This is a genomic window from Serratia inhibens (assembly GCF_003591175.1).
GTDB classification, from domain to species: domain Bacteria; phylum Pseudomonadota; class Gammaproteobacteria; order Enterobacterales; family Enterobacteriaceae; genus Serratia; species Serratia inhibens.
The window spans coordinates 876,171-891,210 of sequence record NZ_QYYG01000001.1 but is presented as its reverse complement, the minus strand read 5'-3'; the positions used below and the strand labels follow the sequence as shown (position 1 = coordinate 891,210).

Genomic DNA, 15,040 nt, shown 5'->3' with positions numbered 1-15,040 from the left:
AATGTAACCTATGATGAATTTTAACAAGTAGGATGAAATACAGAGGGTTAGTATGGAAAACCATACCAATGAAGGCGCTGAAGTTAATATGCATGAAGAAATGCGCCGGGCGTTCAACTTGCTATCCGGCAAATGGAAGCTGGAAATCATGTGGTTGCTGAACCAGCGTATTTATCGTTTTGGCGAGCTGCGCAAGGCGATCCCGGGAATAACGCAGCATATGCTGACTGCCCAGCTTCGGGAACTTGAAAGTGATGGTCTGGTATCCAGAACCGTATTTGCGGAGGTTCCTCCGCGGGTAGAATATGAAATAACAAAAAAAGCGCGCGGACTCGGCCCCACTATGGAGGCACTTACCGCATGGTGGCTCGAATACGGGGGCAGTATTCCGGTGAAGCCGGCGGGGAGAGGGCGCAGAGTATCACCAGGAAAAACAAATAAATAACCTTGACTGCCTGTGGGCGGCAAACGCAGGAATGACCCTTGTCGTTTGCTGCGTCATCGCTAAAGCGGGCGTTGTGGACCTGTTGCATTAGCCTCTCGCAATGAGGCTATATCCTTTTTAGGCGGTGCTCCGAAGAAACGGCTGTACTCACGGCTAAACTGAGACGGGCTTTCATAGCCCACTTTGTAGGAAGCTGTAGAGACATCGAGATGTTCATTTAACATCAGGCGTCTGGCTTCATTCAAACGCAACCACTTCAGATATTGCAGCGGGCTCATAGACGTTAGCTGCCTGAAATGTTGATTGAATGTCGGTGTGCTCATCTGCACGCGGCCAGCAAGTTCGTCCACCCGTATTGGCGCGGCATAATTCAACTTAAGCCAGTCTATCGCGCGGGCTATCCTGTGGCCCTGACTGTCAACAGAAGCAATCTGTCTCAGTTTTGCCGCCTGATCGCTGAGCAGCATCCTGTAATGTATCTCGCGCTGAAGCAAAGGTGCCAGAACAGGAATGGCTTCAGGTTCATCCAGTAATTCAAGCAGCCGGCTAACAGGCCTCAATATCGAGGAGGTTGCGGTGCCTATTCCTACACTTGAGCTGACCCCGCGGTCTCGCCGGGGTGGCAATACACCCTGTGCAATCAACTCCGCTACGATCCGCAAATCAAGCTTCATTGTCATGCCCACACAGGGCGCTTCACTGCTGGCTTCCACTACCTCTGAATCGGCGGGCAGGTCCAATGACGTGATTAAAAAGTGGGATGTATCATAGCGATAAGGTGTCCCGCCTATCCAGACCTGCTTCGCCCCACGGGCAACAAGCACAATGCTGGGTTCAATCATGCACATCACGGGGTGAGCGGGTTCTCCGCGTCGGAAAAAAGTCAGCCCGTCAATAGAGGTCTCAAAATCTCCCGTTCCCCGCGAGTGTTTGTCGATAGCGCGAACAAGGCCGGCAAGCATTGCATCATGTTCCTGGCTCATAAGTGGTTGTGTGGTCATCTACAGTGATTCCTCCTGCTTGCATCTTACTCTTCCCCCTCATGCTCTAACCACACCATTAATTAAAATCCATCGGATCAGGCAAGAAATCCAGCCAATCACGCTAACTATTACAGTGATAACACCGGAAAATACAAGTGACGGAAAAGCGAGCACCTGATGCGCATGTCCTGAATCTGATTTGGATAAATAAGTCGTTGTCTTGAAATATCACTACAACCGGGTCCGTCATGTCAGTGTGAATTACGCTGCCGGCGGGGAAAATTAATTAAAGGATATAACCATGAAAAGAATTTTGCTGGCCTGCGGGCTTCTCGTTTCTTCTTTTGCCTCACCAGGTGCCGATATGTCGAACGGCGCAGATAACTTTTTTAAAAGTGACAAAGTGACCGCAGAAAAAGTCACGTTCCTCAATCAGTACAAGATGAAAGTCACCGGTAATCTCTATATCCCCAAAGGTGTCGATCCTAAAGCTAAAAACCCGGCCATCATTGTTGGCCATCCGATGGGAGCGGTGAAAGAGCAAAGTGCCAGTCTTTATGCACAAAAGCTTGCTGAGTAGGGGTTTGTCACCCTCGCCATCGATTTGTCTTTCTTTGGTGAAAGCGAAGGCCAGCCGCGCAATGCCGTCTCTCCTGAAATGTTCACTGAATCTTTCAATGCGGCAGTGGATTACCTTGGAACGCGACCTTTTGTTGACCGGAACCGGATTGGTGTGATCGGTATCTGCGGCAGCGGCAGTTTCGCCATCAGCGCGGCCAAGATTGACCCGCGCCTGAAAGCCATTGCAACCGTCAGTATGTACGACATGGGTTCGGTCACACGAAACGGTCTGCGTAAGGGACTGTCGCTTGAACAGCGTAAGGCGATGATTGCCGCAGCCGCAGAGCAACGCTATGCAGAATTCACCGGTGGAGAAACCAAGTGGGTGGATTACCTGCCTGTGAAATTACCGGCAGATGCGGATCCGATTCGCCGTGAATTCTACGACTTCTACCGTACGCCACGCGGCCAGGTTGTGCCTGAAGGCATGACTGTTGAACAGTCGCAGAACCGCCCAATTTCGAGCGAGGTGAAGTTTAACAACTTCTATCCGTTTGAAGATATTGAAACCATCTCGCCACGTCCGATGCTGTTTATCACAGGGTCCGAAGCGCACTCCAGAGAGTTCAGTGAAGATGCGTACAAACGCGCCGGTGAGCCTAAAGAACTCTTCATCGTGCCAGGTGCGGGCCACGTCGATCTCTATGACCGCGTCGACCTCATTCCATTCAACAAACTGACGGAATTCTTTAAAACCAATCTGAAGTAATTAGGGTTGGTACCACGATGCACCCTGCCTGTTGATGCCGGCAGGGTCTCTCCTTTCTACAGAGGAATGACTTATGAAAACTTATGCATTTGCCGCACTTTCAGCTGACAAGCCGCTGGTCCCGTTTTCTTTTGAACGCCGTGAACCTCGTCCAAATGATGTTGTGATTGAAATCCTCTACTGCGGCGTTTGCCATTCAGACCTGCACACGGCGCGTAACGACTGGGGGTGGACAAACTACCCAATCGTTGTCGGTCATGAGATTGTCGGTCGTGTAATCAGCATCGGTGGTGATGTGACGCGACATCGGGTCGGTGATCATGTCGCCGTGGGTACGATGGTCGACAGCTGCCAGCACTGCGATCAATGCCATAAAGGTGAAGAGCAGCTGTGCCGTGAAGGCAATACGCAGACCTTCGGAGGTGTTGACCGCATAACCGGTGCACCCACCATGGGCGGATACGCCAAACACATCGTGGTACGAGAAGAATTTGTTCTTAGCGTGCCTGCAGGTCTTGATCTGGCAAAAACCGGTCCGTTGTTGTGTGCCGGAGCCACCACTTATTCACCGCTGCGTACCTGGAACGTGGGGCCGGGGAGTCGTGTTGGTGTGATTGGCATGGGCGGTTTAGGGCATATGGCCATCAAACTGGCCGAAGCCATGGGAGCACGCGTTACGGTTCTGAGCCGTTCACCGGCAAAGGCGCAGGACGCGAAAGAACTGGGCGCTGATGCGTTTCTTGTGTCCAGCGATGCGGCGGCAATGAAGCAGGCTGCTTCTTCCTTTGACTTAATCATTGATACTGTTCCGGCAAAACACGAACTCGACCCATATCTTCCTCTGCTCGATATTGACGGGACATTGTGCATTGTAGGCCAGATTGGCCCATTGGCTGAAATGAGCAGCCTTCCGCTTCTCCTCGGTCGCCGTCGCGTTGCCGGGTCCGCCATCGCCGGTATTGAGCAAACGCAGGAAATGCTGGAGTTCTGTGCACGCAAGAATGTACTTCCTGAAGTCGAAATGATCCGTATGGATCAGATTAACGAGGCGTATGACCGCCTTGAGCGTTCTGACGTGCGTTATCGCTTTGTCATTGATATGGCCACGCTGAAACAGTCGCAGGCGGAGAAGGCTTAATCCTTTCGCCCTCACACTGCGGCAGGATTGAACATCGCAGCCGGAAAACGCGTTTTCCGGCAGATAACCGGGTAAAGGCGATTATTGATGAGAATTGGGATACTCGGTGCCGGCGAATGGGAACGGTCTTCGCCAGACTCGGTCATGAGGTTATCTTCGGTTATTCCCATAACCCTCAAAAGTTGCAGCGCCTTGCTGTATCGGCAGGGGCGATCAGCGGCTTTCCCCATGATGCCGCTGATGCCTCCGATATTATCGTTTTAATATTTCGCCTCAACTTCCATGGTCAGGTGCATCAGCAGAGACGAAGAGTTTTGCAATAACGACGTTCGATTCAAATGCACCAACGGGAAGCGGGTGGTGGCACAGGCCCCCGGAATTAACAAAATCAATGCTTCATCACCGCTTAACCGGCATCAGGATGATTCTTGCCTTCTTCGATAAAGGCTTCATCAATCTCATCGGTGGTCTCCTCGCTGTCGCGGCCGGAAAGGATATTCCAGCAGGCGATGAACAGTGCGGCGATCAACGGGCCGATAACAAAGCCATTGATGCCGTAAATCTCCATGCCACCCAGCGTGGAAATCAGGATGAGATAATCCGGCATCTTGGTGTCTTTGCCGACCAGCAGCGGGCGCAGAATGTTGTCAACCAACCCGATAACCACCACGAAGAACCCGACCAAAAATGCACCTTGCCAAAGCATGCCGGTGGCGAAGAAATAGATGGCTGCCGGCACCCAGATAATGGCGGAGCCTACGGCGGGGATAATGGACAGGAAGGCCATCAACGCGCCCCACAGCAAACTGCCATCGATGCCGGTGATGTAAAATGCCAGGCCGCCGAGGGCGCCTTGCACAATCGCCACCACCACGGTGCCTTTCACCGTAGCGCGGGACACGGCGGCGAACTTCACGAACAGGTGGTGTTTAACATGCTCGGACAGCGGCAGCGCTTCAAGCGCCAGGGTCACCAGATAGGGGCCGTCTTTCAGCAGGAAGAACAGCAGATAGAGCATGATGCCAAAGCCGACGGCAAAGTTGAACGTGCCTTTGCCGATCAGGAACACGCTGCCCGCCAGGAATTGCCCGCCCTTGAGCGCCACTTCGGAAAGTTGCTTTTGTATTTCCGCGGCGCTGTCGAGGTTATGCTCCGCCAGAAAATGCCGTGCCCAGCCGGGTAAATGCTGCATCACTTCGGCCAGCATGGCTGGCAGTTGGGTATTGTTGTTCTGCAGTTTTTGGTAGAGAACGTTGAATTCAAGCGCCAGCGACGAAGCGATGATCGCCAACGGGGTGAACACAATCAGGCAGATCACCAGCAATGTTAACAATGAGACCAGGCCGTTGCGGTCGCCCAGGTATTGCTTAAGCTTGTTTTTCAGCGGGTGGAAAATCACGGCCAATATGATGGCCCATAGCACTGACGAATAGTAGGGACCCAATACGTCCAGAAAAGCGGCGGTTACGATGAAAAGGATCAGAATAAAGAATCCCTTTGAAATACCTTTAGACATCATATCAGTCCCTCTGATGATAGATTTTATCGGTGAATCCTTGTGCTCACCGACATTGACGAGCAGTGAAAAACAAACCATAGCATCACAATGACTTAACAGTTAGCGGATTGTTGGTGAGCGGAGGTTCGATAGCCTGCAAACCGGCTTGCTCGTGGATTTCTGTGTGAATTATCAATAAACCTTATTGATTGTGTTTCATTTTGTGAGTTCGCCTTGATGTGAAGGGGCAGGTTATCTACGTTTTAGGTGAACGTATTTTCACCTGAAACTTAGAGGCAGGCACATGACTGAGCATAAACGACTTAGATTCATTGAGATAATGGTTGCGATCGCTTTTGGCTGCTTGGTGGTTTACCTGATAGCCACGGGTACGTTGTCACTGTCAGGGTTGGAGCACCATTGGCCATATCCATCAAGATAACTGTAGTGATTTGCCAGGGTATGCTGAACACGACGGATAAAAAATAAAATTACGCTATTCAGACGTTGCGTTCGGGCAAGGAAAGGACGGCGGAAATCCATAAGCTTAAACTCCGGCCGCTGGATCTCCCGTTCAGATCGGACGTCTTGCATCACGCCTGACCCATCAGGCGCTTCACCATATAAATGCTCAGCGGATCAGGCGAGTAATTGCCAAAGCGCGTTGTCTGTCGGTAGCCGGCTTTTCGGTACAGGCTAATCGCATCGGGTTGGTTAACGCCTGTTTCCAAATACAGTTCGCCATAACCCAGCGATTGCGCTTTTTGCTCGATAACCTCGATCAATCGGTGCGCAATACCTTGCCCGCGAAAGCGCGGATCAACGTACATGCGTTTGATCTCCGCAATTTTACCCTCAGAAGTGTACAGGCAGCCACAACCCGCATAGGTGCCCGCGCTTTTTGCGACAAAAGCGCAGGTTTCTGACGACGTCATTTCCTCAACCGACACCGAATAGAACGAATCGGCGGGGTAAAGCGGTTGCTGGTAGTTGTCCAGTGCCGCCACCAGCGCAGCAAAACCGGCATCGGTTACCGCGGTTTCTTCAATAGATACAGCCATTTTCGCTCCCATATAACAAGGTGCATCCAGATGACCACAGTATCACAGCGCTCTTTGGTTGCGTTGCGGCATTGTTACTTATCCGGTGCTCCGTAAACTTCGTCTTGTCAGGGCGGTCAATACCGGCTTGATAGTCGCGATGCCAACGCCACGCCCAACGCGGCGGCGGCCAGTACCATGGCGGCGGGGGCGGACCAGCCGGCATTGGCGACGATGCTGCTTATCGCGATGGGGGCGATCACCTGGCCCAGATAATTGCCTTGCATCACCAACCCCAGGCACAGGGGAATCAGGGTCGGTTCCGGTGACGACATCGGCGTGGTGGCGAGGAGGGTGGAAGGCAGCATGCCGCTGATGGCGGAAAATAAAAAACACAGCGGTATCAGCATATTCATCGGCGTTACCGAGAAGAAGATACCGCTGCCGGTCAGCCCCATGGCGATAAAGGTCCCGGTGAGCAGCGTTTTGGCGCTAATCCCACGCGACAACAGTAAACCGGCGGAGAGATTGCCGATCATATTGGCGGCTACGATCGTGGCACTGACGCTGCCCGTGCTGGCGAGCGACAGCCCGACGTGCTGCATCAAGAATAGAGGCAAAAAAGCCATTACCGCAAAGAACAGCAGGTTGTAGCTGGTGAATATCAACGCCAGCAGCCCAGGCTGTCGCGCGCGCCACAGACGGGACAACGCCTGGCGCAGGTCGATGTGTGAAGCCGCCGCGGAGCCGGCAACCTCCCGGCGGGTCGTCAGCGGCAGCAACAACGCCGCTAACAGCGTCAGAGCGGCGCTCGCCAGCCAGCTTTGCTGCCAGCCGCCGAGCAACGGGCCGAAAAACATCGAAAGGGCGATGCCCGCCGGCATAAAGGTGCTCCAGATGCCAAACACCAGATTACGTTTTTGCGGCTGAACCACGCGATTGAGTACCGCCGGCGCGGCGACCACTACGATCACGAACCCCAGGCCTTCGATGAATCGCGTGGCGATCAGTCCGTTGAAGTTATGCAGGCCGGCGCCGACAAAGCTGGCGGCGCTGATGATCACCAGCCCAAGGCACAACAAGCGGCGATCGCCCCAGCGACGGACCAAAATCCCGACGAGGATGCCGCTGAACACGCCAACGAAAGGGAAGGCCGAGATTACCCAGCTTAACGACTCCAGCGAGCGGCCGAACTCGCGTTGCAACTCCGGTAATGCAATCGTCGCTTTGCCCACCTGCAAGGCTGCCGCAATACCGGCGAACACTATGTTCAGGATCGCCGGCCACTGGGTGGCATTGGGTGCCGCATACTCGATGGCGTCGGATTTTGTCGATGTCATGATTCGCTCCGGGGGAAAAAATCAGACTATGCGTTATGGCGAAAATAGCAGCGGTTCAATTATGGCTTCACCTGCCAAAAAAACGTTCATTTCGAGCTTTTTAGCGCTCCTTGCAACGACTCGAATCGCTATTGGCGCGCCCGATCACACAAAATCCCTGGGCGGGTTTCCTCCGTCATCGACACCATGATAGTTTTTATCAAAATAATGATGAGGAAGAGTATGGCAGGCAAGAAAACCACCATGAGTGCCATCGCCCGGGAGGCTCGGGTCGGCATTGCTACGGTTGACCGGGTGATGAACCGGCGTGCGTCGGTACGGCCGGAAACGGAACGCAAAGTCATCGCGGCGGCGAAAAAACTGGGTTTTGCCCTCGAAAAGTCTCACCGGTTGTTCGAGGCGGCCGGGCAGTCGCCGGTGCGGCTCAAAATGGGCTTTATCCTGCTGCGCCGCGAACATTCTTTTTATGCGCAGTTAGCGGAAAGCCTGCTGGAACAGGCCGCGCCGTACTGCGATCTGGCCCATCCGCCGCAGTTCATTTTTCATGATATCAGCGCGGTAGGCGATACCGCCGCCGCCATTACGCAACTGAGCCAGAGCGTGGATGTGATGGGGGTGGTGGCGCTGGATAACCCGATGATCCGTTATGCGGTCGAAGAAGCCAGCCGCGTGGGCGTAAAAGTGTTTACGCTGCTGTCGGATCTGTCGGTGCACAGCAGGGCCGGTTATGTTGGTCTGGATAATCAGCAGGCCGGCCGCACCGCTGCCTGGGCGGTAGAGCGCATGTGTCGAAAGCAGGGAGAAGTTGGAGTTATCATCGGTGATAATCGCTTCCTGTGCCAGGAAACCTGCGAAATCAGTTTTCGCTCTTACCTGCGCGAACATCTGAGTGGCCACCGGGTGCTGGAGCCGCTACGCAGCCATGAGCGGGCCGAGAGCGCCAGACAGGTGACCCTGAGCATGTTGGCGCAGCACCCCGAATTGGTGGCGTTGTACGCGCCCTGCGGCGGCGTGGAAGGGATTATCGCCGCGCTGCGGGAGAGCGGCAGGCAGCACGACGTGATGCTGGTTTGTCACGGCCCGGTGGAAAACGCGGAGATGGCGTTGATCGACGGCACGCTGGATCTGATGTTGACGCACCGCATTCATGAATTCGCCGCGTCGGTCATCAACACCTTTGTCGCCGGCGCCGACGGAGAACACCCCGGTTTTATGCACGCCATTAACCGCTTTGATCTGATCACCAAAGAAAATATCTGATCGCCGGCCCCGCTGCGGGCCGTTTCCCCTGAATTGCCGCCGATGCCTCACAGGTTACGGTCTGCCTGCATTTGATAAAAAACCATCATTTTAACCATCAAATTTAACGCGATCTTCATCAAAAAATGAAAGTTTCATCATTGTCGGTTTCGAAATTTTTGTTTGATACTGGCGCCACATGCAGCCCAAAACGGAACCACAACGATGAATTTACCGATTGCCAATGCCCCTTGCAGTTGGGGGGTGGACGACCCTAAAAATCCCTATCTTCCGCCTTACCGGAAAGTGCTGCAGGAGGCGAGTGCCGCCGGCTACAGCAGCATAGAACTGGGGCCGTGGGGCTACTTGCCGATCGACGCCGTAGCCTTGAGCGCAGAACTTGAGCGACACAGCCTTTCGCTGGTGGCCGGCACCATTTTTGACGATCTGGTCAGCGAGCAAAACTTCAGCCATATCCTCGCGCTGACGCACAACATTTGCCGCAATTTGTCGCAGGCGCCTAAAGCGCAAAAAACGCAGGGCAGCTCTTTCTCCGCGCCGTATCTGGTGATTATCGATTTCGGCAATCCGCAGCGGGCCAAATTGGCCGGTCAGTATGCGCTGGCGCCGCGCCTGAGCGATGCGGATTGGAACCGGATGATCGGCCACATCAAAACGGTCAGCGAGATTGCCTGGCAGGAATATGGCGTCAGGCCGGTGATCCATCCGCATGCCGGTGGCTGTATCGAGTTCGCCGATGAAATCGATCGGCTGGCCGGCCAAATTCCGCACCAAACCGCCGGGCTGTGCCTGGATACCGGCCACCTGTATTACTCCGGCATGGATCCGGTCGCCTGGCTCGACACCTATTTTGCGCGCATCGATTATCTGCATTTCAAGGACGTTAACCCGAAAGTCTTCCGCAACGTGCTGGCGCGTGGACTGGATTTCTTTACCGCCTGCGCGGAAGGGGTGATGTGCCCTTTGGGCCAGGGGGCAATTGATTATCCAGCCGTGCGGGCATTGCTGGCGGCACGCGGTTACCAGGGGTGGATCACCATTGAGCAGGAACGCGATCCGCGCAACGTGCAGGGCAGCCTGCGGGATGTGACGGAAAGCCTTAATTATTTGCGAAAAGTCGGTTTTTAATCAGGAGAAACGTGATGATCAACGGCATTAAACCTCTGGAACGATCCCTGCGCTGGGGCATGGTGGGCGGCGGCGGCACCAGTCAAATTGGCTATATCCATCGTTCCGCCGCGCTGCGCGACGGCACTTTCAGCTTGGTGGCAGGCGCATTTGATATTGACGCGCAACGCGGGCGCAGCTTCGGGCAAAGCCTCGGGGTGGCGGCGGAGCGCTGTTACCCCGATTACGCCACGCTCTTTCGGGAGGAGGCCGCGAGGTCGGACGGTATTGAAGCCGTTTCCATCGCCACGCCGAACAATACCCATTTTGCTATTTGCCAAGCGGCGCTCGAAGCGGGTCTGCACGTAGTGTGCGAAAAACCGTTGTGCTTTACCGCCGAAGAGGCGCAAACGCTGGTCGAGTTGTGCGAAAAACGGCAAAAAATTATCGGCGTCACCTACGGTTATTCCGGCCACCAGCTGATTTTGCAGGCCCGGCAGATGATTGCCGACGGCCTGCTGGGCGACATTCGCATTATCAACATGCAGTTCTCTCACGGTTTTCACGCCACGGCGGTGGAGCAGGAAAATCCCAGCACGCGCTGGCGGGTAGACCCGCGTTTTGTCGGCCCGAGCTATGTGCTGGGCGATCTGGCCACGCATCCGTTGTTCCTGGCGGAAACCATGGTGCCGCAATTGAAGGTCAAACGCCTGATGTGCAGCCGCCAGAGCTTTGTCAAAACCCGCGCGCCGCTGGAAGATAACGCCTATGTGCTGATGGAGTACGACAATGGCGCCGTTGGCTCTATGTGGTGCTCGGCGGTCAACAGCGGCTCGATGCACGGGCAGAAGATACGCATCGTCGGCGAGAAGGCCAGCCTGGAATGGTGGGACGAACAACCTAACCAAATGCGCTTTGAAGTACAGGGCGAGCCGGTGCGTGTTCTGGAGCGGGGCATGCCTTACCTGGATCACGCCGCGTTGGCGGACGACAGGATTGGCGGCGGCCATCCCGAGGGGCTGTTTGAAGCCTGGTCAAATCTGTACCGCCGTTTTGCGCTGGCGATGGACGCCACCGATCGGCGGGACGAGGCTTTCCTGGCAGATTTCTGGTACCCCGACGTGCATGCCGGGGCGATGGGGGTGCGCTGGGTGGAAAACTGCGTGCGTTCCGCCGATACCGGTGCCGGCTGGGTTGAGTTTCGCTAAAGCCCCGCTGGCGGGGCGGGCGGGGCTTCGGCGGATCATTATTGGAACTGCAGATAGACTACCTGCGTTTGCAGATACTCCTCCAGACCGTGGCGGCCATCGGCGCCGCCAATGCCCGATTTGCGCCAGCCGGCGTGGAAACCCTGCATCGCTTCGAAGTTCTCCCTGTTGACGTAGGTTTCGCCGAATTTCAGCTGTTTGATCGCCATCATCGCCACGTTGAGATCACGGGTGAAAATCGACGAGGTGAGGCCATATTCGCTGTCGTTGGCCATGGCGATCGCCTGTTCCAGGCTGTCGAACACCGCCACCGGCAGCACCGGGCCGAAAATTTCCTCGTGCATGATGTCCATTTCCTGCTGAACGTCATTCAGAATGGTCGGCGGGAAAAAGTAGCCGGTGCGAGCCTCGCGCTTGCCGCCCATCACCAGTTTGGCCCCCTGGCTGACCGCCCGCGCCACTTTATCCTCGACTCTCTGCAGCGCCTCGGCACTGATTAACGGCCCCATGTCCAGCCCGGCCTGTTGGTTCGGGTCACCGAAGGTCACCTGACGGAAAGCCTCGGTCAGCCGCGTCATAAACTGCGGGTAAATGTCGCGCTGGACATAAACGCGTTCGGCGCAGTTGCACACCTGGCCGCTGTTGATAATGCGCGAGCTGACGATGGCCTTGATCGCCAGATCGAGATCGGCATCCGCCATCACGATAGCCGGGGCTTTGCCGCCCAACTCCAGCGAGACTTTGGTGACGTTTTCCGCCGCGGAGCGCAGGGTGGCGATACCGGCACCGACGCTGCCGGTCAGGCTGACCATGCCCGTTTTCGGGTTGGCCGCCAACGCCTGGCCTACCTCAGGCCCATAGCCGGTCACCAGGTTAAACACGCCTTTCGGCAGGCCGATCTCATGGGCGATCTCGGCAAACAGCAGCGCATTGCCCGGCGTCAATTCGCTGGGTTTGATGACGATGGTGTTGCCGGTCAGCAGCGCCGGTGCAGCTTTGCGCGCTACCAGGAAGAACGGAAAGTTCCACGGCAGGATACCCGCAACCACGCCGATGGCTTTTTTGAACAGGAAGATATTTTCATTCGGGCGATCGCTCTGGATGATTTCGCCTTCGTAGCGGCGCGCCCATTCCGCCATATAGTCGAGGTAATCGGCGGTGAACAGCACTTCCACCTGCGCCAGTTCGCGGGTTTTTCCGCCTTCGGCCACGATCAGTGAGGTTAGCTCAGGTTCCCGCCGGCGAACGCCGGCGGCCAGCCGATGCAGCCACTGGCCGCGCTGAACGGCGGGCAGCGCTTCCCACTCCGCCTGTGCGGCTTCGGCGGCGTCAATCGCCTGCCTGGCATCGTCTCCGCTGCCTTGCGGGATTTGCATGATGACTTGCTCGGTCGCGGGGTTGATGACGTCAATCCATCGCCCGCTGCGGTTGGCAACAAACTCACCGTTTATGTACATCCGTTTCTGGTTATGGGTCATGGCAGGGCTCCACAAGGTTATTATTAATGCCTTGTTATGGTAATGACCTTCCCGTGTTAATAACCTTTGCGCCATTGCCACCGTTGTCGCCGCAATGGCAGCCACGCAACGGTGGGCGCAACGCCGTGTTCTCCCGGCATAGCGCGGCGATGAATTTGTGATCCCGGTCGGTGCCACCCCTTGTTTTTTGCCAGCTTCCGCCAGAACTGGCAGCCAGGCTAAGGTTGCGCGCCGGGCAATATTTATAGACTCCTTCGTGCCTGTTTATTGTCCACATCACTTGCAACGAAGGAATAAATAACAATGAATAACGCTGTCATGTTGGGGATTTTGTGGCATCTGGTGGGCGCCGCCAGCGCTGCCTGCTTCTATGCCCCGTTCAAAAAAGTCCGCCGCTGGTCGTGGGAAACCATGTGGTCGATCGGTGGCCTGATGTCTTGGCTGATCCTGCCCTGGGCAGTGAGCTACGTGCTGTTGCCGGATTTTTGGCGCTATTACGCTGCCTTTGGCCTGTCGACGCTGTTGCCGGTGTTTTTGTTCGGCGCCATGTGGGGCATCGGCAATGTTAACTATGGACTGACCATGCGCTATCTGGGCATGTCGATGGGTATCGGTATCGCCATCGGCATTACGCTGGTGGTGGGAACCCTGATGACGCCATTGTTGCAGGGGCGCTTTGTGGCGCTGTTCAGCTCCGCCGGCGGCCAGATGACGTTGCTGGGCGTGGCGATAGCCCTGGTCGGCGTGGCGATCGTCTCCTGGGCAGGCGTGCTGAAAGAGCGGGCGATGGGGATCTGCGCCGAGGAATTCAACCTGCGCAAGGGGCTGCTGCTGGCGGTGATGTGCGGGATCTTCTCCGCCGGCATGTCGTTCGCCATGGATGCCGCCAAACCTATGCACCAGGCCGCTGCCGATCTGGGGATCAATCCGCTGTACGTGGCACTGCCGAGTTATGTGGTGATCATGGGCGGCGGAGCGGTAATCAACCTTGGGTACTGTTTTATCCGGCTGGCGGCCAAAGCGGACTTGTCGATCAAGGCCGATTTCTCGCAGGCCCGGTCGCTGCTGGTGGCCAACGTGCTGTTCTCGCTGCTGGGCGGCACCCTGTGGTATCTGCAATTCTTCTTCTATGCCTGGGGCCACGCCAACATTCCGGTGCAGTATGATTTTATCAGCTGGATGCTGCACATGAGTTTCTACGTGCTGTGCGGCGGCCTGGTTGGCCTGTTGCTCAACGAGTGGAAAAATGCCGGCCGCCGACCGGTCCGGGTGCTTTGTATCGGCTGCCTGACGATCATTGTGGCCGCCAATGTGGTCGGCCTGGGAATGGCGGGGTGATCAGCGTTTTAGCGCAAAAGCGGGGCGTTCGGCGCGTTCAAAGCGCTGGCGCCATGCGCTCGGCGTGACGCCGGTTTCGCGGGTGAACACCACGGAGAAATAGTTGCTGTCGTCAAAGCCGCAGCGGGCGGCCACTTCACCGATCAGTTCGTCGCCGCAGCGCAGCAGGTACTTTGCCCGGCACAGTTGCAATTGGCGCAGATAATGGCCGATGGTCATGCCGGTCTGCTGGCGGAACAGCTGTTTCAGGCTGCGCTCCGCCAGTTGATGGTGCAGGCAGAAGGTGGCCAGATCAAAACGGGCACCGCTGTCGCTCTGCAGCGCCGACATCAGCAAATCCAGCTGTTCGCCATCCGGCAAGCGGTTATCCTGCCCGGCGGCATAGCGATGGCGGCGCAGGATCAACACCAGTTGCAGGAACAGCGCCTCGGTAAGCTGTATCGACAGCAGGTCGGTTTTACGGCTTTCCAGCGCCAGCTGTTGGATCACCCCACGCGCCAGCGCCATGCCGCGAGTGGTCAGACGCCAGTGGGACTGGTGTTGCTCGTTGTCCGGCGGCAGCAGTTCCGCCCAGCCGATCGCCAGTTGGAAACGCTCCGGGCAGTAGAGAATATTATCCAGCACCAGATCGTTGACGGACTCGTAGCTGTGGCAATCGTGGTCGCGGATGTAAAACATGTCGCCGCAGGTTACCCGCCAGGGCCGATCGTTCAGCACGTGCATGCCGTTACCGCGCCACACCAGCACTATCTCGCTAAATTCATGGGTGTGCGGCGGAAATGACGGCTGCGGCGCGCGATCGGCCACCGCCACCGGCATCAACGGCGACGGCAGATAATCCTCTTTGGCCAGCAGGAGTGGGTTTTTCACCAGGG

The 15,040-nt window shown here is 56.1% G+C and carries 12 protein-coding genes and 3 pseudogenes; 9 read left to right on the top strand and 6 right to left on the bottom strand.

What is annotated here, in order from left to right; translation table 11 throughout:
- Positions 1-52: 52 nt before the first annotated feature.
- The gene (locus D4100_RS04230) at positions 53-445 is read left to right on the top strand and encodes a winged helix-turn-helix transcriptional regulator (protein ID WP_119803225.1); all 393 of its coding nucleotides are present in this window, start codon (positions 53-55) and stop codon (positions 443-445) included.
- A gap of 59 nt (positions 446-504) precedes the next feature.
- Here D4100_RS04230 and D4100_RS04225 read toward each other — a convergent pair whose 3' ends face one another.
- Positions 505-1,446 carry an AraC family transcriptional regulator gene (locus D4100_RS04225; RefSeq protein WP_119803223.1) on the bottom strand — a complete coding sequence of 314 codons (942 nt, stop codon included), beginning with the start codon at positions 1,444-1,446 and terminating at the stop codon, positions 505-507.
- A 283-nt stretch (positions 1,447-1,729) separates the two neighbouring features.
- On the opposite strand from D4100_RS04225, the pseudogene D4100_RS04220 reads away from it, so the two are divergent.
- From D4100_RS04220 to D4100_RS04205, 4 genes and pseudogenes are all read left to right on the top strand, one after another.
- A pseudogene (locus tag D4100_RS04220) lies at positions 1,730-2,758 on the top strand (alpha/beta hydrolase).
- Positions 2,759-2,831: 73 nt separating this feature from the next.
- Entirely contained in the window at positions 2,832-3,896 is a 1,065-nt protein-coding gene (locus D4100_RS04215; RefSeq protein ID WP_119803221.1) for an NAD(P)-dependent alcohol dehydrogenase, read from the top strand.
- 116 nt (positions 3,897-4,012) lie between these two features.
- Positions 4,013-4,138, top strand: a pseudogene (locus D4100_RS26010) (hypothetical protein); the annotation flags it as partial.
- Positions 4,139-4,158: 20 nt separating this feature from the next.
- Positions 4,159-4,263, top strand: a pseudogene (locus D4100_RS04205) (kinase inhibitor); the annotation flags it as partial.
- A gap of 39 nt (positions 4,264-4,302) precedes the next feature.
- Here the strand turns inward: D4100_RS04205 and D4100_RS04200 are convergent.
- The 3 genes from D4100_RS04200 to D4100_RS04190 all read right to left on the bottom strand — a co-directional run bounded on the left by D4100_RS04200 (position 4,303) and on the right by D4100_RS04190 (position 7,774).
- Entirely contained in the window at positions 4,303-5,415 is a 1,113-nt protein-coding gene (locus tag D4100_RS04200; protein WP_065506166.1) for an AI-2E family transporter, read from the bottom strand.
- Between the two features lie 572 nt (positions 5,416-5,987).
- Positions 5,988-6,455 carry a GNAT family N-acetyltransferase gene (locus D4100_RS04195; protein WP_119803217.1) on the bottom strand — a complete coding sequence of 156 codons (468 nt, stop codon included), beginning with the start codon at positions 6,453-6,455 and terminating at the stop codon, positions 5,988-5,990.
- A gap of 116 nt (positions 6,456-6,571) precedes the next feature.
- Positions 6,572-7,774 carry an MFS transporter gene (locus D4100_RS04190; protein WP_119803215.1) on the bottom strand — a complete coding sequence of 401 codons (1,203 nt, stop codon included), beginning with the start codon at positions 7,772-7,774 and terminating at the stop codon, positions 6,572-6,574.
- Between the two features lie 222 nt (positions 7,775-7,996).
- On the opposite strand from D4100_RS04190, the gene D4100_RS04185 reads away from it, so the two are divergent.
- From D4100_RS04185 to D4100_RS04175, 3 genes are all read left to right on the top strand, one after another.
- Entirely contained in the window at positions 7,997-9,034 is a 1,038-nt protein-coding gene (locus D4100_RS04185) for a LacI family DNA-binding transcriptional regulator (protein WP_119803213.1), read from the top strand.
- Between the two features lie 204 nt (positions 9,035-9,238).
- Positions 9,239-10,162: a TIM barrel protein gene (locus D4100_RS04180; protein ID WP_119803211.1), complete on the top strand. Its 924-nt coding sequence runs from the start codon at positions 9,239-9,241 to the stop codon at positions 10,160-10,162.
- A gap of 14 nt (positions 10,163-10,176) precedes the next feature.
- The gene (locus D4100_RS04175; protein ID WP_119803209.1) at positions 10,177-11,349 is read left to right on the top strand and encodes a Gfo/Idh/MocA family protein; all 1,173 of its coding nucleotides are present in this window, start codon (positions 10,177-10,179) and stop codon (positions 11,347-11,349) included.
- A 38-nt stretch (positions 11,350-11,387) separates the two neighbouring features.
- Here the strand turns inward: D4100_RS04175 and aldA are convergent, their stop codons facing one another.
- The gene (aldA, locus tag D4100_RS04170) at positions 11,388-12,827 is read right to left on the bottom strand and encodes an aldehyde dehydrogenase (protein ID WP_119803207.1); all 1,440 of its coding nucleotides are present in this window, start codon (positions 12,825-12,827) and stop codon (positions 11,388-11,390) included.
- 303 nt (positions 12,828-13,130) lie between these two features.
- On the opposite strand from aldA, the gene rhaT reads away from it, so the two are divergent.
- Positions 13,131-14,165 (top strand): L-rhamnose/proton symporter RhaT, encoded by a 1,035-nt coding sequence (gene rhaT, locus D4100_RS04165; protein ID WP_006320491.1) that lies wholly within the window; start codon positions 13,131-13,133, stop codon positions 14,163-14,165.
- On the opposite strand, the gene rhaR is transcribed toward rhaT, so the two are convergent.
- Entirely contained in the window at positions 14,166-15,035 is an 870-nt protein-coding gene (gene rhaR, locus D4100_RS04160) for an HTH-type transcriptional activator RhaR (protein WP_119803205.1), read from the bottom strand. It lies immediately after the preceding gene.
- Between the last annotated feature and the right edge of the window lie 5 nt (positions 15,036-15,040).

Coding starts and splice junctions, on each gene's coding strand:
- D4100_RS04230 (WP_119803225.1), top strand. CDS start 53: ATGGAAAACCATACCAATGAAGGCGCTGAAGTTAATATGCATGAAGAA.
- D4100_RS04225 (WP_119803223.1), bottom strand. CDS start 1,446: ATGACCACACAACCACTTATGAGCCAGGAACATGATGCAATGCTTGCC.
- D4100_RS04215 (WP_119803221.1), top strand. CDS start 2,832: ATGAAAACTTATGCATTTGCCGCACTTTCAGCTGACAAGCCGCTGGTC.
- D4100_RS04200 (WP_065506166.1), bottom strand. CDS start 5,415: ATGATGTCTAAAGGTATTTCAAAGGGATTCTTTATTCTGATCCTTTTC.
- D4100_RS04195 (WP_119803217.1), bottom strand. CDS start 6,455: ATGGCTGTATCTATTGAAGAAACCGCGGTAACCGATGCCGGTTTTGCT.
- D4100_RS04190 (WP_119803215.1), bottom strand. CDS start 7,774: ATGACATCGACAAAATCCGACGCCATCGAGTATGCGGCACCCAATGCC.
- D4100_RS04185 (WP_119803213.1), top strand. CDS start 7,997: ATGGCAGGCAAGAAAACCACCATGAGTGCCATCGCCCGGGAGGCTCGG.
- D4100_RS04180 (WP_119803211.1), top strand. CDS start 9,239: ATGAATTTACCGATTGCCAATGCCCCTTGCAGTTGGGGGGTGGACGAC.
- D4100_RS04175 (WP_119803209.1), top strand. CDS start 10,177: ATGATCAACGGCATTAAACCTCTGGAACGATCCCTGCGCTGGGGCATG.
- aldA (WP_119803207.1), bottom strand. CDS start 12,827: ATGACCCATAACCAGAAACGGATGTACATAAACGGTGAGTTTGTTGCC.
- rhaT (WP_006320491.1), top strand. CDS start 13,131: ATGAATAACGCTGTCATGTTGGGGATTTTGTGGCATCTGGTGGGCGCC.